Source organism: Streptomyces sp. NPDC027663 (assembly GCF_055566415.1).
On record NZ_JBVHSK010000014.1, the window covers coordinates 1 to 20830 of the forward strand.

Here is a 20830-nt window from a genome sequence, read left to right on the forward strand (position 1 = left end):
CGCCCGGTTACATTCCGAACCCGGAAGCTAAGCCTCACAGCGCCGATGGTACTGCAGGGGGGACCCTGTGGGAGAGTAGGACGCCGCCGAACAATTCTTCAAAAGGTCGGATCCTGAACTTCGGTTCGGGGTCCGACCTTTTTCTGTTGTGCGTAACGTGTCGTTCACGTTCCGCGCCCAGCATCCACTACATGGGTACTGCTGCAATGCTCAGGGCCGCCGGCGTCGGAGTCGGCGACGAGGTCGTCGTACCGGCCTTCGGCAACGTCGAGATCGCCGAGGCCGTGACCCTGGCCGGTGCGCTTCCGGTGTTCGCCGACATAGACCCGGTGACCTACTGCCTCGACCCCGACGCGGTCGAGGTTGCCGTAACGTCCCGCACCGCGGCCGTCGTTGTCGTGCACCGATTCGGACGGCACGCCGACATCGGGCGCTTGCACGCGCTCGGCCAGCGGCACGCGCTGCTCGTACTGGAACAGGGCGAGTCCGAGGCGCCGTACGACGAGATAGCGCAGCGCAGGGAGCGTGCCGCGTATCTCGACGCCAAGCTGAAGGGTGTCCGGACGCCGGACGGCGGTGACGGGCACACCTATCAGCAGTACGTCGTCCGGGTGCCGGGCAACGGCCGGCCGGACCGGGACGCCTTCGCACGTGCCGTGCGTGCCAGGGGAGTCGAGTGCCGGGTACCGGTGAAGACGCCCGTGCACCGGCTGCCGGAATTCCGGCGCTGCGTGTCGCTGCCGCAGACCGAGCTGGCCGCGGACGACACGCTCGCCCTGCCCGTGGACGCCTCGCTGACGAAGCGTGAGATGCAGAGGATCGTCTCTGCCTGCAACGCCCTCGGGGGACTGCTCCAGCCCGCCTTCTGAGCGTGCACCGAACGAATTTGGGAACTCGGGCCCGCTCGGGGTACAGTTTCTTCGTCGCCGCGAGGGAAACCTCGACAACGACAGGCCCCTATAGCTCAGTCGGCAGAGCGTCTCCATGGTAAGGAGAAGGTCAACGGTTCGATTCCGTTTGGGGGCTCCGCAAAAAGGCCCCACCCATTCGGGTGGGGCCTTTTCGTGCTTCCTCATGCCTCCTTGTGGATGCCCGGGACGCGCATCGCCAGAATCGCCATGTCGTCCGACGGGGCATCCGACGCGAAGCGCTCCACCGCGCGCATGATGCGTGCGGCCACCGCGCCGGCCGTCAGACCCGTGCACGTGGTGAGGACGTCGGCGAGGCCGTCGTCGCCCAGCATGCGCGTGCCCTCCCGGCGTTCGGTGACGCCGTCCGTGACGCACAGCAGCACGTCACCGGGGTCGAGGATGACCGTCTCCTCGTACAGCTCCAGGTCCTCCATGACGCCCAGCAGGGGCTGCGGTTCCGCCGACGGCACCACCGTGCCGTCCTGGCGCAGGCGCAGCGGCAGCGGGTGGCCGGCGCAGACCAGCTTCAGCTCGGCGCTGCCGTCCTCCTGCGTTCGCAACTCGCCGTAGAGGAGGGTCAGGAAGCGGCTGCGGTCCCCCTCGTCGAGGATCGCGGAGTTCAGGCGTTCCAGGACGGCCGGGCCGGACAACCCCTCCCGGGCCAGCAGGCGCAGCGCATGCCGGGCCAGGCCGGTGACCGCCGCCGCGTTCGGGCCCGTACCGCAGACGTCGCCGATGGCGAAGCCGTAGGCGCCGTTGCCGATGGGGAAGACGTCGTAGAAGTCGCCGCCGACCTCGTTGCCCTCGCCGGCCGCGCGGTAGATGACCTCGACCTCGACGCCTGGGATGTGCGGCTGGCCCGGCGGGAGCAGGCTGCGCTGGAGAGACTGGCTGATGGCCGTACGTTCCGAGTACAGGCGGGCGTTGTCCAGGGCGAGGGCGGCGCGGCGGCTCAGGTCCTCGGCGAGTTCCAGGATCTCCTGGCGGAAGTGCTCGTCGGTGGGCTTGCCCAGGGTCAGCATGCCGATGACGCGGTTGCGAGCGACGAGCGGCAGAACGACGGTCTCGCCGCCGACCGCGGAAGCCGTCGCGAGCGTCGGGCCGATGCCGGAGGCGAGCCGGTGCGTGGGCCCGCCGGTCAGGCCGAGGCTGCGCATGGAGGTGCGCAGGGCCGCCTCGTGGGCGACCTCGCCCGGGGTCGTCCAGACGCGTGCGCCGGGCGTCGGTACCGGGTCCGGCGGGGGGACCTTCGACAACAACGACTTGATGCCGTCGATGAGTTCCTCGTCCTCGTGCAGGACGTACGACAGATACGGCTCGGAGGCCTGGTCCGCGATGGTGTACACCGCGCACCAGGTGGCCAGGGTCGGGACGGTCATCTGGGCCATCAGGGCCAGGGTCTGGTCCCGGTCCAGGGTGCCGGCCAGCAGGTCGGAGGCCTCGACCAGGAAGCTCAGGGAGCCGCGGCGCAGCCGTTCCAGCTCGCCGAGGCGGGCGGACTCGACGGCCAGGGCGATGCGGTCGGCGGCGAACTGCAGGCGCAGCGCCTCTTCGTTGGTGTAGCGGCCGGGGGCCTCCGCCGCGACGCCGAGGGAGCCGGTCAGGCGGCCCTCGACCTTCAGCGGGACCGTGACGACCGAGCGCATGCCGGTACCGGCGAGCAGCGGTACGGCACCGGGCACCGCGGCGAGATCGTCGTGGACGGCGGGCATGCGGGCCGAGCCGTAGCGGCCGGGGCCCGCCTCGACGGGCACGCGCGCGAAGCGCTGGCGGGCGGAGGGCAGGCCGGTGGAGGCGCGGACCTCCAGCTCCGTCTCGTCGTCGGTGGCGAGCAGCAGGAACGCGGAGTCGCCGTCGAGCATGTCCCGGGCACGTTCCACCGTGCGCTGCAGCAGGCCGTCGAGGTCGTCCGGGGCGGGGGAGCCGATGAACACCTCGAAGGGGTCGGTGCTCTGCCCGTCGGAGGACTGCGTCTGGTCGGATGCGGGCACGCGGGACGGCGTCTGCAGGACGGCGCGCTCGTGGTCGCGGACCAGGAGGCAGACGGTGGACGGCTCGCCGCCGGTGTCGCGGACCCTGAGGTGGGAGGCGTACACCCGGGCCACACGGCCGTCCTCGCCGCGGATGCCGTAGGTGCCCTCCCAGCGGGAGAGCTGGAGGGCCTCGGCGATGCCGGTGCCGGTGCCCGGGGTGTGCGGCCAGGCGGCCAGCTCGGTGAGGGGCTTGCCGATGACGTCGCCCGCCCGGTAGCCGAAGAGTTCCTCGGCGTCCTCGTTCCAGGCGCTGACGGCGCCCTTGCGGTCGACCTGGAGGACCGCGACGCGGACCCGGCCGTCGGCCAGCGGGAGGAGGTCGGCGGGCAGGGCCGGACCGGCGGTGCGGGTGCCGACCGGGCGTTCGGGCAGGTTGAGCTGGAACCAGACGTTCTTGTGGGTGGGCGTGTAGTCGACGCCCCAGCGGGTGGCCAGGGCCGCACACAGCTGGAGGCCGCGGCCGCCCTCGCGGTCGGGGTTGCCCATGGTGGCGGGGGAGCTCTGGAGCGGGACCTCGCGCTCCGGGTAACGGTCGGAGACCTCGATGCGCGCGCCGTCCTCGGTGCGCAGGCACAGCACGTCCGCGTGCGTGCCCGCGTGGACGACCGCGTTGGTCACCAGTTCGCTGGTGAGTACCACGGCGTCGTCGACGATGTCGGCGAAACCCCAGCCCTGGAGGGTGTCGCGGACGAAGGCCCGGGCGGTCGCGACCGATCGCCCGACGGGCTCGAAACGGGCAGCCGCGCGCGCGGTGATCACAGGACTCCTCGGCCGGTCGTCGTCGTGCAGGGCTTCCGGGCCGGACGGCTCGCGCCGCTGCTGCGGCATCAGCTCGCCCGTCGGCTGTGGCTCCGGGGGCTGTCCCCCGGGGATCAGTCCGGTGGTCATGGTCTGCGGCCGCCCCTCCGATGCCCGCTCTTTTCTCGTGCCACCGCCCAGGCCGGTCGGGACCGGTGCGGCTGGACAGCCGGATGCAAGGTTACTTACCTTCGCCGTCCGAGCGGATGCCGGTCGCCGGTGTTCACCCCCCACGGTGTGCGGACGATGTGCGAAGCTGCCGAACTGTTATGGCCTGGTTCGGCCGGGGTGAAACACTGGGCAGGCTTCTGATGAAGGTCGGGTCGGGCTGCGTGTGTTCCGTGTACGGCGGGCAGCAGCCCCTGGTGCGGCCGGATCTCGTCTGGCAGAAGTACGCAGAAGTAACCGGTACGCGGAAGTAACCGGTATGCCGAGGACCGGCAGGCCGGGGCCGAAGCGGCCGAGCACAGCAGTAACGGTCTACCCCTCCGGGAGGGACACAGTGGAGTCTGGCGCGGCGACGCGAGGCACGAAGACGCGCGCGAAAGGCGGACCGTCCCTGGGCAGGAGCGGCGGGACCACCGAGGTGGACACGGCTGCTCTGAACCGGCTGCTGGTGGCGCTGGTGTCCATGCGTGACGGGAACTTCCGCAAGCGGCTCACGGTGTCCGGGGACGGCGTGATGTCCGAGATCGCGGCCGTCTTCAACGAGGTGGCCGACCGGAACCTGCATCTGACCGGTGAGCTGTCGCGGGTGCGGCGCATGGTGGGGCGTGAGGGAAAACTCACGGAACGGCTGGAGACGGGGGCCTGCGAGGGCTCCTGGGCGACGGCGATCGACAACTCCAACGCGCTCGTGGACGATCTCGTCTGGCCCGTCTCCGAGGTCAGCCGGGTGCTCACGGCGGTCGCCGAGGGTGATCTGTCGCCTCGGATGGAGCTGCGCACGCAGGCGCCGGACGGCGGCACCGGGCATCCGCTGCGGGGTGAGTTCCTGAAGGTCGGCCGTACCGTCAACAACCTGGTCGACCAGCTGTCGACGTTCACGGACGAGGTCACGCGCGTGGCCAGCGAGGTCGGCACCGAGGGCAAGCTCGGCGGGCAGGCCCAGGTGCGCGGTATGTCCGGTTCGTGGAAGGACCTGACCGAGTCCGTCAACACCATGGCGGACCGGCTGACCGCTCAGGTGCGGGACATCGCGCTGGTGACCACGGCGGTCGCCAAGGGTGATCTCTCGCGCAAGGTGACCGTGCATGTCGCCGGCGAGATGCTGGAGCTGAAGAACACCGTCAACACGATGGTGGACCAGCTGTCGGCCTTCTCCTCCGAGGTCACCAGGGTGGCCCGGGAGGTGGGCACCGAGGGCATCCTGGGTGGCCGGGCGCAGGTGCCCGAGGTGGCCGGTGTGTGGAAGGAGCTGACCGACTCCGTCAACACGATGGCGGGCAACCTGACCGCCCAGGTGCGCGGGATCTCTCAGGTCACGACAGCTGTGGCCAACGGTGATCTGTCCCAGAAGGTGACCGTTCCGGCGCGGGGCGAGGTGGCGCAGCTCGCCGAGACGATCAACCAGATGACGGAGACGCTGCGGATCTTCGCCGACGAGGTCACGCGTGTGGCCAACGAGGTGGGAGCGGAGGGCCGGCTCGGCGGGCAGGCGAACGTGCCGGGTGCGGCCGGTACGTGGAAGGACCTGACGGACTCCGTCAACACGGTGTTCCGGAACCTGACGACCCAGGTGCGGGACATCGCCGCCGTGACGACCGCGGTGGCCAGCGGTGATCTGTCGCAGAAGGTCACCGTGGACGTGGCCGGCGAGATGCTGGAGCTGAAGAACACCGTCAACGGCATGGTGGACCAGCTGTCGGCGTTCGGTGCCGAGGTGACGCGGGTCGCGCGGGAGATCGGTGTCGAGGGTGAGCTGGGCGGTCAGGCGCAGGTGCCCGGCGCGGCCGGTACGTGGAAGGACTTGACCGACTCCGTCAACACCGCGTTCCGCAACCTCACCGGGCAGGTCCGCAACATCGCCCAGGTGACCACGGCGGTGGCCAACGGCGACCTGTCGCAGAAGGTCACCGTGGACGTGTCCGGCGAGATGCTCCAGCTGAAGAACACCGTGAACACGATGGTGGACCAGCTGTCGAGCTTCGCCGACCAGGTCACGCGGATGGCCCGGGACGTGGGTACGGAGGGCCGGCTGGGCGGTCAGGCCCGGGTGGACGGTGTCTCCGGTACATGGAAGGAGCTGACGGACTCCGTCAACTTCATGGCCGGCAACCTGACCTCCCAGGTGCGGCAGATCGCCCAGGTGACGACGGCCGTGGCGCGCGGTGACCTGTCGCAGAAGATCGACGTCGACGCGCGCGGCGAGATTCTCGAGCTGAAGAACACGATCAACACGATGGTTGATCAGCTGTCCGCCTTCGCCGACCAGGTGACCCGGGTGGCGCGCGATGTGGGTACCGAGGGGCGCCTCGGCGGGCAGGCGCAGGTGCCGGGTGTCGCCGGTGTGTGGCGTGACCTGACCGACTCGGTGAACGGCATGGCCGGCAACCTGACGGCCCAGGTGCGCAACATCGCGCAGGTCGCCACCGCTGTGGCCCGCGGTGATCTCTCCCAGAAGATCACCGTGGACGCGCGCGGGGAGATCCTGGAGCTGAAGAACACCCTGAACACGATGGTCGACCAGCTGTCGTCGTTCGCGCAGGAGGTCACGCGGGTGGCCCGTGAGGTGGGCACGGAGGGCATGCTCGGCGGCCAGGCCGAGGTGCAGGGTGTCTCCGGCACCTGGAAGGACCTCACGCAGTCCGTGAACTTCATGGCGAACAACCTGACCATCCAGGTGCGCAACATCGCCGAGGTCACGACGGCGGTCGCCAAGGGCGACCTGTCGAAGAAGATCACCGTTGACGCGAAGGGCGAGATCCTCGAGCTGGTCACGACGGTCAACACGATGGTTGATCAGCTGTCCAGCTTCGCGGAGCAGGTGACCCGGGTGGCCCGTGAGGTGGGCACCGAGGGCATCCTGGGCGGTCAGGCGCACGTGCCGGGCGTGACCGGCATCTGGAAGGACCTGAGCAACAACGTCAACCTGATGGCCAACAACCTGACCATGCAGGTGCGGAACATCTCGCAGGTCTCGGCGGCCGTCGCCAACGGTGACCTGACGCGTCAGGTCACCATCGAGGCGCGAGGTGAGGTCGCGCAGCTCGCCGACACCATCAACACGATGGTGAAGACGCTGAGTTCGTTCGCCGACCAGGTCACCAAGGTGGCCCGTGAGGTGGGTACGGACGGCATCCTGGGCGGTCAGGCGCATGTGCCGGGGGTGGCCGGTACCTGGAAGGACCTCACCGAGTCCGTGAACCAGATGGCGTCCAACCTGACCGGCCAGGTGCGGAACATCGCCATGGTGACGACGGCCATCGCCAAGGGTGACCTGACGAAGAAGATCGACATCGATGCGCGCGGTGAGATCCTCGAGCTGAAGACGACGATCAACACGATGGTCGACCAGCTGTCCAGCTTCGCCGAGGAGGTCACACGGGTGGCCCGCGAGGTGGGTACGGAGGGACAGCTCGGCGGTCAGGCACGCGTGCGTGACGTCGACGGCACCTGGCGGGACCTCACCGAGTCCGTGAACGAGATGGCCGGGAACCTGACCCGCCAGGTGCGTGCCATCGCGCGCGTGGCGACCGCGGTGACCCGTGGCGACCTGAACCTGAAGATCGACGTGGACGCGTCCGGCGAGATCCAGGAGCTGCAGGACTACATCAACAAGATGATCGCCAACCTGCGCGACACCACGATCGCGAACAAGGAGCAGGACTGGCTCAAGGGCAACCTGGCCCGGATCTCGGCCCTCATGCAGGGCCGGCGGGACCTGGAGGACGTGGCCTCGCTGATCATGAGCGAGCTGACTCCGGTGGTGTCCGCGCAGCACGGGGCGTTCTTCCTGGCGATGCCGCTCATGGAGGGCAAGGACGTCGGGAGCGGCGACGACGACTACGAGCTGCGGATGCAGGGCTCGTACGGCTACTCGATGGGCTCCATGCCGACGTCGTTCCGGCCCGGTGAGGCGCTGGTCGGCACGGCAGCCGCGGAGAAGCGCACGATCCTGGTGGAGAACGCGCCCAGCGGCTATCTGAAGATCTCCTCCGGGCTCGGGGAGGCTCCGCCGGCGCAGGTGATCGTGCTGCCGGTGCTGTTCGAGGGCAAGGTGCTCGGCGTGATCGAGCTGGCGTCCTTCACCCCGTTCACGCAGATCCAGAAGGACTTCCTGAATCAGATCGCGGAGATGATCGCGACCAGCGTCAACACCATCTCGGTCAACACCAAGACCGAGGAGCTGCTGAAGCAGTCGCAGGAGCTGACCGAACAACTGCGCGAGCGTTCGGCCGAGTTGGAGAACCGGCAGAAGGCGCTGCAGGCCTCCAACGCCGAGCTGGAGGAGAAGGCCGAGCTGCTGGCCCGGCAGAACAGGGACATCGAGGTGAAGAACACCGAGATCGAGGATGCCCGGCAGGTCCTGGAGGAGCGCGCCGAGCAGCTCGCGGTGTCGATGCGCTACAAGAGCGAGTTCCTCGCGAACATGTCGCACGAGCTGCGCACGCCGCTGAACTCGCTGCTGATCCTGGCCAAGCTGCTCGCCGACAATGCCGAGGGCAACCTCTCGCCGAAGCAGGTCGAGTTCGCCGAGACGATCCACGGGGCCGGCTCGGACCTGCTGCAGCTGATCAACGACATCCTCGACCTGTCGAAGGTCGAGGCGGGCAAGATGGACGTCTCGCCGACGCGTATCGCGCTCGTACAGCTCGTGGACTACGTGGAGGCCACCTTCCGGCCGCTGACCGCAGAGAAGGGCCTGGATCTGTCCGTACGGGTCTCCCCGGAGCTTCCGGCGACCCTGCACACCGACGAGCAGCGGCTGCTGCAGGTGCTGCGGAACCTGCTGTCCAACGCGGTGAAGTTCACCGACTCCGGGTCGGTGGAGCTGGTGATCCGGCCGGTCGGCACGGATGTGCCGAAGTCCATCCGGGAGCAGCTGCTGGAGGCCGGTTCACTGGCCGACCCGGACGGCGAGCTGATCGCTTTTTCGGTGACCGACACCGGCATCGGCATCGCCGCCGGCAAGATGCGGGTCATCTTCGAGGCGTTCAAGCAGGCGGACGGCACCACCAGCCGCAAGTACGGCGGCACCGGTCTCGGCCTGTCGATCTCGCGGGAGATCGCGCAGCTGCTCGGCGGTGAGATCCACGCCCAGAGCGAACCGGGCCGCGGTTCGACCTTCACCCTGTATCTGCCGCTGTACCCGAGCGAACTGCCGCCGCAGGGCTACCAGCAGGCCGTGCCCGCACTGGAGGCAGGCGACCTGGTGGCGTCCGAGGCGCACCTGTCCTCGGAGCTGTCCGCGGTGGAGGTCGAGACGCCGGCCGAGGTGAAGTCGTACCGGGAGACGCAGAACGGCGCCGCCGCGCTCTTCCGGCGCCGCCGGCGGACGCTGCCCGAAGAGGTGGAGCGGCTTGAGCAGTGGACGGCGGTCCCGGAGCAGGAGCGCGGACAGCAACAGAGCCGTGCGGTACGGTTCGGCGGCGAGAAGGTGCTGATCGTCGACGACGACATCCGTAACGTCTTCGCGCTGACCAGCGTCCTGGAGCAGCACGGGCTTTCGGTGCTGTACGCCGAGAACGGCCGTGAGGGCATCGAGGTGCTGGAGCAGCATGACGATGTGGCGGTGGTGCTGATGGACATCATGATGCCCGAGATGGACGGGTATGCGACGACCACGGCGATCCGTCGGATGCCGCAGTTCGCGGGGTTGCCGATCATCGCGCTCACCGCGAAGGCGATGAAGGGCGACCGGGAGAAGGCGATCGAGTCGGGTGCCTCCGACTACGTCACCAAGCCGGTCGATCCCGATCACCTGCTGGCGGTGATGGGCCAGTGGATGACCGCGAGGTGACCCCGGCGGGCGGCTCGGCCGGACCTGGCGTGAACGGCAGGGGAACCTCGGACGTGCCCCGGGAGTTGCTGCATGATGAGGGTCGGCAAGGCGCAGGAATCCCGGATTCCGGGAACTTTCCGGGGTTCCGTCGCGTTTCCGGTACGTGCACAGTGACATCGCGGTGACAGGGTGTGGCGACAGGCGGGGTGCGGCTACGATGACCGGCACAAGGACGGGCGACGAAAGGGAGTCGTCCCCTGGGGCGGCGCCCGGTGTACCGCCGGGGCGAGGAGGGCGGGCCATGGTGCAGAAGGCCAAGATCCTCCTGGTCGATGACCGGCCGGAGAATCTGCTGGCGCTGGAGGCCATCCTCTCTGCGCTCGATCAGACGCTGGTGCGGGCATCGAGCGGGGAGGAAGCGCTCAAAGCGCTGCTCACGGACGATTTCGCCGTGATTCTGCTGGACGTCCAGATGCCGGGCATGGACGGGTTCGAGACCGCCGCCCACATCAAGCGGCGCGAGCGGACGCGGGACATCCCGATCATCTTCCTCACGGCGATCAACCACGGCCCGCACCACACCTTCCGGGGCTATGCGGCGGGCGCGGTGGACTACATCTCCAAGCCGTTCGACCCGTGGGTGCTGCGCGCGAAGGTCTCGGTCTTCGTCGAGCTGTACATGAAGAACTGCCAGCTGCGTGAGCAGGCTGCGCTGCTGCGGCTCCAGTTGGAGGGCGGCGGCAAGGGCGGCGTCGCAGGCAAGGAGTCGGCCGGGCTGCTCGCCGAGCTGTCCGCGCGGCTCGCGGCCGTCGAGGAGCAGGCGGAGGCGCTGTCCAAGCAGCTGGACGACGACTCCGCGGACGCGGCGGCGGTGGCCACGGCGGCCCATCTGGAGCGCAAACTCACCGGATTGCGCCGGGCACTGGACGCCCTGGAGCCGGGCACGGGCGCCACCGGCGCATCGGTGCCCTCGCAGAACTGAGGTACGCGGGGATCGCAGTTGCCGATGAGTGTGCGTCAGTTTCGGTCCTCGCCAAGCACGACACGAACGAGTGAAGCTGTGGGCACACGTGTCCGCCGTCGTCTCCCCCGGTAACCTCACACCCATGGCCTCACGTCCCTCCGCAGCGAAGAAGCAGCCCGCCAAGAAGGCTGCGGCTCCCGCGAAGGCTCCGGCGAAGAAGGCCGCAGCGAAGAAGGTCCCGGCCAAGAGGGCACCCACAAAGAAGGCCGTGGCGAAGAAGCCCGTTCCGAAGCCGGCCCCCAGTCCCACCGGGGGCGTCTACCGGCTCGTGCGCGCCCTCTGGCTCGGCCTCGCGCACGCCGTCGGCGCCGTCTTCCGCGGCATAGGGCAGGGCGCGAAGAATCTGGACCCGGCCCACCGCAAGGACGGCGTCGCGCTCCTGCTGTTCGGCTTGGCGCTGATCGTCGCCGCCGGGACCTGGGCCGACCTGAAGGGCCCCGTCGGCGACCTGGTGGAGATCCTCGTCACCGGCGCCTTCGGCCGGCTCGACCTGCTGGTGCCGATACTGCTCGCGGTGATCGGCGTGCGGTTCGTCCGGCACCCGGAGAAGCCGGAGGCCAACGGGCGGATCGTGATCGGCCTGTCCGCGCTCGTCCTCGGCGTGCTCGGCCAGGTCCACATCGCCTGCGGCTCACCGGCCCGCAGCGAGGGCATGCAGGCCATAAGGGACGCAGGCGGCCTCATCGGCTGGGCGGCGGCCACCCCGCTGACGTACACCATGACCGAGATGCTCGCCGTACCCCTGCTGGTGCTGCTGACGGTCTTCGGTCTGCTCGTGGTGACCGCCACCCCCGTCAACGCCGTCCCGCAGCGGCTGCGCACGCTCGGCGTGCACCTGGGCGTGCTGTCCGACCGCGAGGACGAGTTCGCCGGGGAGGCGGAGGAGTACGACGAGCCGTGGCGCGAGACGCCGCCCGCGCGCCCGCGCAGGCGCTCGAGCGCCCCGCAGGCTTACGACCCCGAAAACGCCGAGGAAGAGGCCCTCTCGCAGCGCCGCGGGCGCCCCAGGCGCTCCGCGGTGCCCCAGCCGGATCTCCAGCGGCAGATGGACGCCGTGGACGTCGCGGCGGCGGCCGCCGCCGCGCTCGACGGCGCCGTCCTGCACGGCATGCCGCCGTCCCCGCTCGTCGCCGACCTCACCCAGGGGGTCAGCGCGGGCGAGCGCGAGGACACCACCCCGGTGCCCACTCCCGCGGCGGCGCCGGTGCCGGCCGCCCGACCCCAGCAGGAGAAGCTCGGGACCGGAGCCGTACCCGACCTGACCAAGAAGGCCCCCGAGGAGCCCCGCGACCTGCCCGCGCGCGCGGAGCAACTCCAGCTGTCCGGCGACATCACCTATGCGCTGCCCTCCCTGGACCTGCTCCGGCGCGGTGGTCCCGGCAAGGCGCGCAGCGCCGCCAACGACGCGGTCGTCGCCTCGCTCACCCAGGTCTTCACCGAGTTCAAGGTCGACGCGGCCGTCACCGGCTTCACCCGCGGCCCGACGGTCACCCGCTACGAGGTCGAGCTCGGGCCCGCCGTGAAGGTCGAGCGGATCACCGCACTCACCAAGAACATCGCGTACGCGGTGGCCAGTCCCGACGTGCGGATCATCAGCCCCATCCCCGGCAAGTCCGCGGTGGGCATCGAGATCCCGAACACCGACCGGGAGATGGTCAACCTCGGCGACGTACTGCGTCTCGCGGAGTCCGCGGAGGACGACGACCCGATGCTGGTCGCGTTCGGCAAGGACGTCGAGGGCGGGTACGTGATGCACTCGCTGGCGAAGATGCCGCACATGCTGGTCGCCGGCGCCACCGGGTCCGGCAAGTCGTCCTGCATCAACTGCCTCATCACCTCGGTCATGATGCGGGCGACCCCGGAGGACGTCCGGCTGATCCTGGTCGACCCCAAGCGCGTCGAGCTGACCGCCTACGAGGGCATCCCGCACCTGATCACGCCGATCATCACCAACCCCAAGCGGGCCGCCGAGTCGCTGCAGTGGGTCGTCCGCGAGATGGACCTCAGGTACGACGACCTGGCCGCCTACGGGTACCGGCACATCGACGACTTCAATCGCGCGGTGCGCGAGGGCAAGGTCACGGCGCCCGAGGGCAGCGAGCGGGAGCTGCAGCCGTACCCGTACCTGCTGGTGATCGTGGACGAGCTGGCCGACCTGATGATGGTCGCCCCGCGCGACGTCGAGGACGCCATCGTGCGCATCACGCAGCTCGCGCGTGCTGCCGGCATCCACCTGGTGCTCGCCACCCAGCGGCCCTCGGTGGACGTGGTCACGGGTCTCATCAAGGCCAACGTGCCCTCCCGGCTGGCCTTCGCCACCTCCTCGCTGGCCGACTCCCGGGTCATCCTCGACCAGCCCGGTGCCGAGAAGCTGATCGGCAAGGGCGACGGGCTGTTTCTGCCGATGGGCGCCAACAAGCCGACCCGTATGCAGGGCGCGTTCGTCACCGAGGAGGAGATCGCGGCCGTCGTCCGGCACTGCAAGGACCAGATGGCGCCGGTCTTCCGGGACGACGTCACGGTCGGCACCAAGCAGAAGAAGGAGATCGACGAGGACATCGGCGACGACCTCGACCTGCTGTGCCAGGCGGCCGAGCTGGTCGTCTCCACCCAGTTCGGGTCGACGTCCATGCTCCAGCGCAAGCTGCGCGTCGGCTTCGCCAAGGCCGGGCGGCTCATGGACCTCATGGAGTCCCGCAACATCGTCGGACCGAGCGAGGGCTCCAAGGCGCGTGACGTTCTCGTGAAGCCCGACGAGCTGGACGGCGTACTCGCGCTGATCCGCGGGGAGTCCGAGGGATGAGGCGGAGGTCCGTCCGGCGGATGCCGGTCATGCCGGCCGGCGGCATCGCCGTGATACACCCGTTAGAGACCGGCGAGCAACCGTTTCCCTTTGCCGCACGTCAAGTTGAGCGAGAGGACAGGTAGACGTCCCACACTGGGGTACCTGCTTGTCCAGCCCTCGGGGTGTCCGGCCATTCCGATGGCGTACAAAGTCCCACCGTCCGGTTGCCCCACCCTTTCGTACCCCCCCTAGACTGAGCTTCCAGCACAGGTGGCTACACGCTCGAAAGGCGCCCCCGTGTCCATCGGCAACTCCCCTGAAGACGAGCGTCCGTTCCCAGACGAGTCCCAGGAAGCCCGACCCTCCGTCGGCCGCGCGCTGCAGCAGGCACGGATCGCGGCCGGGCTCACCGTGGACGAGGTCAGCAGTGCCACTCGTGTCCGTATCGCCATCGTGCACGCCATCGAGGCGGACGACTTCGCTCCCTGTGGCGGCGTCGTCTACGCCCGTGGTCACATCCGCACGCTGGCCAAGGCCGTCCACCTCGACCCCGAACCGCTGATCGCCCGCTTCGACGCCGAGCACGGCGGCCGTCCCGCGCCCACCCCCGCCGCACCTCTGTTCGAGGCCGAGCGGATCCGGCCCGAGCGCCGCGGGCCGAACTGGACCGCGGCCATGGTCGCCGCGATCGTCGTCGTGATCGGCTTCGTCGGCTTCACCGCCTTCAAGGGAAGCGACGACAGCGGCGACGCCAAGTCGCAGGTCGCCGAGGGGGTCAAGCCTTCCGCGGGCAAGACGTCCTCGCCCAAGCCCAAGAAGGAGGAGCCCGCCGAGCCGAGCGGCGAGCCCTCCGACAGTGCCATCGCCGCAGCTCCCCAGGACAAGGTCACCGTCCAGGTCAGCGCGGCCGACGGACGCAGCTGGATCTCGGCCAAGGACCACAACGGCCGGATGCTCTTCGACGGGCTGCTGAAGAAGGGCCAGTCCAAGACCTTCCAGGACAACTCCAAGATCAACCTGATCCTGGGCGACGCCGGCGCGATCGAGCTGTACGTCAACGGCAAGAAGATCGAGGACGACTTCAAGCCGGGCTCCGTGCAGCGCCTCACGTACACGAAGGGCGACCCCGTGGCGGGCTGACGAGCGGCGCGGCGGCGGTACGCGCGGCGGATGTGACGGAGTCGGCCAAGATCGGCCAACCCCGTCGACGTGGGCTGTCAGTGAGACAAAGTAGTCTTGAGCCCATGCCTGAACGCCGTACCGTCGCACTCGTCACTCTCGGCTGCGCTCGTAACGAGGTGGATTCCGAGGAGCTCGCAGGCCGTTTGGAGGCGGACGGCTGGCAGCTCGTCGAGGACGCCGCGGACGCCGATGTCGCCGTGGTCAACACCTGTGGCTTCGTGGAAGCCGCGAAGAAGGACTCCGTCGACGCCCTGCTGGAGGCCAACGACCTCAAGGACCATGGCAGAACCCAGGCCGTCGTGGCGGTGGGCTGCATGGCCGAGCGGTACGGCAAGGAACTGGCCGAGGCGCTGCCCGAGGCCGACGGCGTACTCGGCTTCGACGACTACGCCGACATCTCCGACCGTCTGCAGACCATCCTGTCCGGCGGGATCCACGCCGCGCACACCCCCCGCGACCGGCGCAAGCTGCTCCCGATCAGCCCGGCCGAGCGGCAGGAATCGGCCGCCGTGGTCGCCCTGCCCGGCCACGGCCCGGCCGACCTCCCGGAAGGTGTCGCGCCCGCCTCCGGCCCGCGCGCCCCCCTGCGCCGCCGCCTGGACGGCTCCCCGGTCGCCTCGGTGAAGCTCGCCTCCGGCTGCGACCGGCGCTGCTCCTTCTGCGCCATCCCGTCCTTCCGCGGCTCCTTCATCTCCCGACGCCCCAGCGACGTGCTGAACGAGACGCGCTGGCTGGCCGAGCAGGGCGTGAAGGAGATCATGCTGGTCTCCGAGAACAACACCTCCTACGGCAAGGACCTGGGCGACATCCGCCTGCTGGAGTCCCTGCTGCCGGAGCTGGCCGAGGTCGACGGCCTGGAGCGGGTGCGGGTGAGCTACCTGCAGCCGGCCGAGATGCGCCCCGGCCTGATCGACGTCCTGACCTCGACCCCGAAGGTCGCGCCGTACTTCGACCTGTCCTTCCAGCACTCCGCGCCCGGCGTGCTGCGCGCCATGCGCCGCTTCGGCGACACCGACCGCTTCCTGGAACTGCTCGACACCATCCGCACCAAGGCCCCCGAGGCCGGCGTGCGCTCCAACTTCATCGTCGGCTTCCCCGGCGAGAGCGAGTCGGACCTGGCCGAGCTGGAGCGCTTCCTGAACGGTGCCCGGCTGGACGCCATCGGTGTCTTCGGCTACTCCGACGAGGAGGGCACCGAGGCGGCGACCTATGACGACAAGCTGGACGAGGACGTCGTCGCCGAGCGGCTGGCGCGGGTCTCCCGGCTCGCCGAGGAACTCGTCTCGCAGCGCGCCGAGGAGCGCGTCGGTGAGACGGTGCGGGTCCTGGTGGAGTCGGTGGACGAGGAGGAGGGCGTCTACGGCCGCGCCGCGCACCAGGCGCCGGAGACCGACGGCCAGGTCCTGCTCACGAGCGGCGCCGGCCTGAGCGTCGGACGTATGGTCGAGGCAAAGGTGGTCGGTACGGAAGGTGTCGACCTGGTGGCCGAGCCGCTGGCCGGCTCGCTCGCGTGTAGTGAGGAGGCGGGCAGATGACCGGAGTCCCGGCATCCGCCGCGGGTGGCTCCTCCGGCGCGCAGGGCGCCCGGGGTCCCGCCGCTGCCGACGGCGCCCGGTCCGAGGTCTCCGGTTCTGCTTCCGGCCCCGACAACGGGGGCAGGGCCCCGCGCGGCGGCAAGATCGCGGCCGCGGCCGTCAACCAGGCGAGCGTCTGGAACGTAGCCAATCTGCTGACGATGCTCCGGCTGGTCCTGGTGCCCGGCTTCGTGGCGCTGATGCTGGCGGACGGCGGCTACGACCCGGCGTGGCGCGCGCTGGCCTGGGCGGCCTTCGCCATCGCCATGATCACCGACCTGTTCGACGGGCACCTGGCACGCACGTACAACCTGGTCACCGACTTCGGGAAGATCGCCGACCCCATCGCCGACAAAGCGATCATGGGGGCGGCGCTCATCTGTCTCTCCGCCCTCGGTGACCTGCCCTGGTGGGTGACGGCCGTGATCCTCGGCCGGGAACTCGGCATCACCCTGCTGCGTTTCCTGGTCATTCGCTACGGCGTGATCCCCGCCAGCCGCGGCGGCAAGCTGAAGACGCTCACCCAGGGCGTGGCCGTCGGGATGTACGTCCTGGCGCTGACCGGCTGGCTGGCCACCCTGAGGTTCTGGGTGATGGCAGCGGCGGTCGTGCTCACGGTGGCGACGGGCCTCGACTACGTGAGACAAGCCATTGTGCTGCGCCGGCAGGGAATCGCCGAGCGCGCGGCAGCGTTGGAGGAGAAGGAAGCGTGAGTTCCGGGGCCACCGAACTGGTGCGACTACTGACCGTGAGGGGCGAGACCCTTGCCGTCGCCGAGTCGCTGACCGGTGGCCTGGTAGCGGCGGAGATCACCGGGGTACCCGGAGCCTCCCGGGTGTTCCGGGGCTCGGTCACCGCCTACGCGACCGAGCTGAAGCACGGGCTGCTGGGTGTCGACGCCACTCTGCTGGCGCAGCGCGGAGCAGTGGATCCGCAGGTCGCGGCCCAGATGGCGGCCGGAGTCCGCAAGGCACTCGGCGCCGACTGGGGCATCGCGACCACTGGGGTCGCCGGCCCCGACCCCCAGGACGGCAAGCCCGTCGGGACGGTGTTCGTGGCCGTCGACGGGCCCCTGGCCGTCCCGGACGGTTCTGCCGGTGGCGGAAAAGTCGGTGCTCTGCGGTTGAACGGCAGCCGTGCGGAAATTCGTATGGAGAGTGTACGGAGCGTACTCGCACTGCTCCTGGAGCAGGTTGCGGGCGAACAGACTGGGAATGAGCGGGCACAGGATACGGAACGGAACGGGGGGTTTTGATGTTTGCAGCCCTGAGTGAACACGACATCGCTCCCCGCACGGCCGCGGCGCGAGGCGGTACGGTGGGGCGAGAAGGATGCGGCTACGCGGTCCGAGGAGGGAGCCACCGATGATTCTGCTCCGTCGCCTGCTGGGTGACGTGCTGCGTCGGCAGCGCCAACGCCAGGGCCGTACTCTGCGCGAAGTCTCCTCGTCCGCCCGAGTCTCACTCGGCTATCTCTCCGAGGTGGAGCGGGGGCAGAAGGAGGCTTCCTCCGAGCTGCTCTCCGCCATCTGCGACGCGCTGGACGTACGGATGTCGGAACTCATGCGAGAAGTGAGCGACGAGCTGGCGCTCGCCGAACTGGCCCAGTCCGCCGCGGCCACCGAGCCTGTACCCGCGTCGGTCCGACCGATGCTGGGTTCCGTGTCGGTGACCGGTGTGCCACCGGAACGGGTGACCATCAAGGCGCCCGCGGAGGCGGTGGACGTGGTCGCCGCGTGAGGTTCGCGTGCGTGGCCTGACGACCCGAGACGACTGAAGCCCCGGCCGGCTTTCCCAGGGAGACCTGGGAAAGCCGGCCGGGGCTTCGTCCTTGTCGGCGTTGCCCTGGTCCGTGGGACTTTGCACCCATCCCTTTGCACCCCCGCTGCCCCATTTGCCGGTACTGCAGGGTGCGGTCATCGTGGGAGGGACGTGACGGCGCCGAAGCACCCGGAGGAAGCGGATGAACGTCGTGAAGAGCCCGTTGCCCGACGCGGATCTGAAGATCGTGTCCGAGGCGCTGCAAGGCGCGCTCGTCGACCTGGTGGACCTCTCCCTGGTCGCCAAGCAGATCCACTGGAACATCGTCGGGCCCCGCTTCCGCTCCATCCACCTCCAGCTCGACGAGGTGGTCGCCTCGGCTCGCACCCACTCGGACACGGTGGCCGAGCGGGCCTCGGCGCTCGGTGTACCGCCCGACGGGCGCGCCCCCACGGTGGCCTCCGGCAGCGGCATCGAGACCACCCCGCCGGGATGGATCAAGGACGGGGACGCGGTCGGGACGATGGTGGACGCGTTGGGCGCGGTGATCACCCGGATGCGGGAGCGGGTGGCGTCGACCGGGGAGCCCGACCCGGTGTCCCAGGACATCTTCATCGGGATCACCGCGGACCTGGAGAAACACCACTGGATGTTCCAGGCGGAGAACGCGTAGCGGGTGCGACGGGCGGCTGTGAGAGCGCTGCCTCCGGTTCCGGATGGTCCGGTGTTGCATCGATGAGCCCGTGATGCGCCTCCCGTGCGGGGCAGGCGACGGTCTAGCGTCCGGCTGGAGGTGGTGGCGGGCATGGTGGGGCGGATAGTGCGTCGGGGGGTCGCGCTCGCACTCGGGGGCCTGTGGTGGTGGGCAGTGCTGCGGCTGGCCACGAGGGAGGACCCGGGTGCGGTGGAGGCAGCCGTCGTGGTCGGCGGCTGGGGGCTGAGTCTGCTGCCCGTGCACTGTGTGCCCAAGGGGCGTGCGACCGGAGCCGTGCCGGTGGGGCGCTGGACGGCCGCCTGGCGGACGTCGGACGCTACCAGGGCATCGCCACACCCCCGTTCGGGCGAAGTATCTGACCCGTCGTGAACGCCGACGCGTCCGAGGCCAGGTACAGCACCGTATGCGCGACGTCGTCCGGCTCACCGACCCGGCCCAGTGGTGTCATCCGGGTCAGCGTGGCCTCGGTGTGCGCCTGTGCCTCACGGTCGTGGCGGTCGGTCATGGGGGTGCGGATCCAGCCCGGCGCGATCGCGTTGACCCGGATGCCGTGTGGTCCGACCTCGGTGGCCAGCGTCTTGGTCAGCTGCACGACGGCCGCCTTGGCCGCGCCGTAGCAGAGCAGCCCGGCCCCGCCGGTGTCGACCGCGCCGGAGGCCATGGTGACGATACTGCCGCGTGTCGTGCGGGCGAGCATCAGCCGGGCCGCCTCCTGGCAGGCGTACAGCACGCCCTTGAAGTTGACGTTCAGCACCCGGTCGAGATCCTCGTCCCGTGTCTCCAGCACCGGGCTGCTGTGCATGATCCCGGCGATCGCCGCCATCACGTCCAGCCGCTCGCAGGACACGACCGCTTCGCCGAGCCGGGCCCGGTCGGTGACGTCGACGACGTGCACATGGACCGTGCCGCCGCGGTCCTTGATCAGCGCCGCCGTGCCGTCCAGGCCGTCCGCGTCCCGGTCGGCACAGTGCACCGTCGCTCCCGCCTCGGCGAGCAGCACGGCGGAGGCCCGGCCGATGCCGCCGGCCGCTCCGGTGACGAATGCGGTGCGTCCACTGAGGTCGTACGCGGTGAGGGCCATACAGGGACGGTACGAGTATTTCTGACGGACCGTCAATTATTGCGACTGGGTTGCGCCTTGGGGTGGTTCCTGAGTGGCGGGCGGGGGATGTGTGGCTTGCGGCGGGGGTCTTTGCGCGGGGCGCTGGGCGGCCGGCGACCGGCCCGGGGCGTCGCGTGGTCAGCCGGTGCGGCGGGGGTAGCGGTCGCGCCAGCGCTGGGCTGTGCCGGCTGCGGGCGCGGGACCCGTCTGGCAGGTGGGGCACCAGTAGGTGGGACGTTCCTGGGAACCGTCGCCCTGGTCGGCCACCCGGACGGAGGTGTGGCAGCGCAGGCACGGGCGGGAGGCCCGACCGTAGACGAACAGGTCGTGCCGGTGCAGGCCCGTGGTCTGCCGGACCGGCCGGTCGCGGTTCACCTCCAGGAGCCGCTTGGCCAGGCCGGGCAGCTTCTCGGCGCGGTTCGCGGGGAGCGCGCCGACCGGCAGCCACGGGGTCACGCCGAGCAGGAAGCACAGTTCGCTCTTGTAGACGTTGCCGATGCCGGCCAGATTGCGCTGGTCGAGCAGGGCCTCGCCGAGCGGGCGGGCGGGGTCCGCGAGGATGTTGGCGAGGGCGCGCTCAGGGTTCCAGTCCGGGCCGAGCAGGTCGGGGCCCAGGTGCCCGACGACCCGCTCCTCCTCGGTCGTGCGCAACAACTCCAGGACCTGCAGCCGGTATCCGACGGCCGTGCGGTCGTCCGTGCCGAGGATGGCACGGATCTGGTGCGCCGGCCCGCCCCGCCAGCGCTCGCCCGGGCCGTACACCTTCCATGCGCCTTCCATGCGCAGATGGGTGTGCAGGGTCAGGCCGCCCTCGAACCGGGTGAGCAGGTGCTTGCCGCGCGGGACCGTGCTCAGCACCCTGCTGCCGGTCAGGTCGACCGTCGCGTACTTCGGCACCCGGAAGTCGCTGCGGGTCAGCGCCCTGCCCGCGAGGGCCTCGTGCAGCCGTCGCGCGGCCTGCCACACCGTGTCACCTTCGGGCATGCGTCAAGGGTGCCACGG

13 protein-coding genes, 1 tRNA gene and 1 rRNA gene are annotated in these 20830 nt (G+C 69.9%); 12 read left to right on the forward strand and 3 right to left on the reverse strand.

The window, feature by feature from the left end; genetic code table 11:
- The 3 genes from rrf to ACZ4SF_RS29570 all read left to right on the forward strand — a co-directional run.
- A 5S ribosomal RNA gene (gene rrf, locus ACZ4SF_RS29560) occupies window positions 1-92 on the forward strand; the annotation flags it as partial.
- Window positions 93-206: 114 nt separating this feature from the next.
- Window positions 207-869, forward strand: a complete 663-nt coding sequence (locus ACZ4SF_RS29565) for a DegT/DnrJ/EryC1/StrS family aminotransferase (protein ID WP_468390540.1) — start codon at window positions 207-209, stop codon at window positions 867-869.
- 84 nt (window positions 870-953) lie between these two features.
- Window positions 954-1026: transfer RNA gene (locus tag ACZ4SF_RS29570), tRNA-Thr, on the forward strand.
- Between the two features lie 46 nt (window positions 1027-1072).
- Here ACZ4SF_RS29570 and ACZ4SF_RS29575 read toward each other — a convergent pair.
- Window positions 1073-3832 (reverse strand): SpoIIE family protein phosphatase, encoded by a 2760-nt coding sequence (locus ACZ4SF_RS29575; protein WP_468390136.1) that lies wholly within the window; start codon window positions 3830-3832, stop codon window positions 1073-1075.
- Between the two features lie 412 nt (window positions 3833-4244).
- On the opposite strand from ACZ4SF_RS29575, the gene ACZ4SF_RS29580 reads away from it, so the two are divergent.
- The 9 genes from ACZ4SF_RS29580 (at window position 4245) to ACZ4SF_RS29620 (ending at window position 18684) form a co-directional block, all read left to right on the forward strand.
- A complete protein-coding gene (locus ACZ4SF_RS29580) occupies window positions 4245-9704 on the forward strand; it encodes a HAMP domain-containing protein (RefSeq protein ID WP_468390139.1) in 5460 nt (1819 codons plus the stop codon).
- Between the two features lie 283 nt (window positions 9705-9987).
- Window positions 9988-10668, forward strand: coding sequence for a response regulator (locus tag ACZ4SF_RS29585; protein ID WP_468390141.1), 681 nt, complete (start codon window positions 9988-9990; stop codon window positions 10666-10668).
- A gap of 124 nt (window positions 10669-10792) precedes the next feature.
- Window positions 10793-13513, forward strand: a complete 2721-nt coding sequence (locus ACZ4SF_RS29590) for a DNA translocase FtsK (protein WP_468390144.1) — start codon at window positions 10793-10795, stop codon at window positions 13511-13513.
- Between the two features lie 279 nt (window positions 13514-13792).
- A complete protein-coding gene (locus ACZ4SF_RS29595; RefSeq protein WP_468390147.1) occupies window positions 13793-14635 on the forward strand; it encodes a helix-turn-helix domain-containing protein in 843 nt (280 codons plus the stop codon).
- Window positions 14636-14739: 104 nt separating this feature from the next.
- On the forward strand, window positions 14740-16212 hold the full coding sequence (rimO, locus tag ACZ4SF_RS29600) for a 30S ribosomal protein S12 methylthiotransferase RimO (RefSeq protein ID WP_468390150.1): 1473 nt from the start codon (window positions 14740-14742) through the stop codon (window positions 16210-16212).
- Complete coding sequence (gene pgsA, locus ACZ4SF_RS29605) at window positions 16209-16964, forward strand: CDP-diacylglycerol--glycerol-3-phosphate 3-phosphatidyltransferase (RefSeq protein WP_468390153.1); 756 nt, start codon at window positions 16209-16211, stop codon at window positions 16962-16964. The genes rimO and pgsA overlap by 4 nt, the downstream gene beginning before the upstream one ends.
- Complete coding sequence (locus ACZ4SF_RS29610; protein ID WP_468390156.1) at window positions 16961-17506, forward strand: CinA family protein; 546 nt, start codon at window positions 16961-16963, stop codon at window positions 17504-17506. Before pgsA ends, ACZ4SF_RS29610 begins: the two co-directional genes overlap by 4 nt.
- A 109-nt stretch (window positions 17507-17615) precedes the next feature.
- On the forward strand, window positions 17616-17990 hold the full coding sequence (locus ACZ4SF_RS29615) for a helix-turn-helix domain-containing protein (RefSeq protein WP_450700374.1): 375 nt from the start codon (window positions 17616-17618) through the stop codon (window positions 17988-17990).
- 223 nt (window positions 17991-18213) lie between these two features.
- Window positions 18214-18684, forward strand: a complete 471-nt coding sequence (locus tag ACZ4SF_RS29620; RefSeq protein WP_468390160.1) for a Dps family protein — start codon at window positions 18214-18216, stop codon at window positions 18682-18684.
- Window positions 18685-19042: 358 nt separating this feature from the next.
- On the opposite strand, the gene ACZ4SF_RS29625 is transcribed toward ACZ4SF_RS29620, so the two are convergent.
- Window positions 19043-19807, reverse strand: coding sequence for an SDR family NAD(P)-dependent oxidoreductase (locus ACZ4SF_RS29625; RefSeq protein WP_468390163.1), 765 nt, complete (start codon window positions 19805-19807; stop codon window positions 19043-19045).
- Between the two features lie 159 nt (window positions 19808-19966).
- On the reverse strand, window positions 19967-20812 hold the full coding sequence (locus ACZ4SF_RS29630) for an Fpg/Nei family DNA glycosylase (RefSeq protein ID WP_468390166.1): 846 nt from the start codon (window positions 20810-20812) through the stop codon (window positions 19967-19969).
- Between the last annotated feature and the right edge of the window lie 18 nt (window positions 20813-20830).

Excerpts from the sequence above, each read along its gene's own strand:
- rimO (WP_468390150.1), top strand. The coding sequence starts at position 14,740 with ATGCCTGAACGCCGTACCGTCGCACTCGTCACTCTCGGCTGCGCTCGT.
- ACZ4SF_RS29590 (WP_468390144.1), top strand. The coding sequence starts at position 10,793 with ATGGCCTCACGTCCCTCCGCAGCGAAGAAGCAGCCCGCCAAGAAGGCT.
- ACZ4SF_RS29585 (WP_468390141.1), top strand. The coding sequence starts at position 9,988 with ATGGTGCAGAAGGCCAAGATCCTCCTGGTCGATGACCGGCCGGAGAAT.
- pgsA (WP_468390153.1), top strand. The coding sequence starts at position 16,209 with ATGACCGGAGTCCCGGCATCCGCCGCGGGTGGCTCCTCCGGCGCGCAG.
- ACZ4SF_RS29565 (WP_468390540.1), top strand. The coding sequence starts at position 207 with ATGCTCAGGGCCGCCGGCGTCGGAGTCGGCGACGAGGTCGTCGTACCG.
- ACZ4SF_RS29625 (WP_468390163.1), bottom strand. The coding sequence starts at position 19,807 with ATGGCCCTCACCGCGTACGACCTCAGTGGACGCACCGCATTCGTCACC.
- ACZ4SF_RS29620 (WP_468390160.1), top strand. The coding sequence starts at position 18,214 with ATGAACGTCGTGAAGAGCCCGTTGCCCGACGCGGATCTGAAGATCGTG.
- ACZ4SF_RS29575 (WP_468390136.1), bottom strand. The coding sequence starts at position 3,832 with ATGACCACCGGACTGATCCCCGGGGGACAGCCCCCGGAGCCACAGCCG.
- ACZ4SF_RS29630 (WP_468390166.1), bottom strand. The coding sequence starts at position 20,812 with ATGCCCGAAGGTGACACGGTGTGGCAGGCCGCGCGACGGCTGCACGAG.
- ACZ4SF_RS29615 (WP_450700374.1), top strand. The coding sequence starts at position 17,616 with ATGATTCTGCTCCGTCGCCTGCTGGGTGACGTGCTGCGTCGGCAGCGC.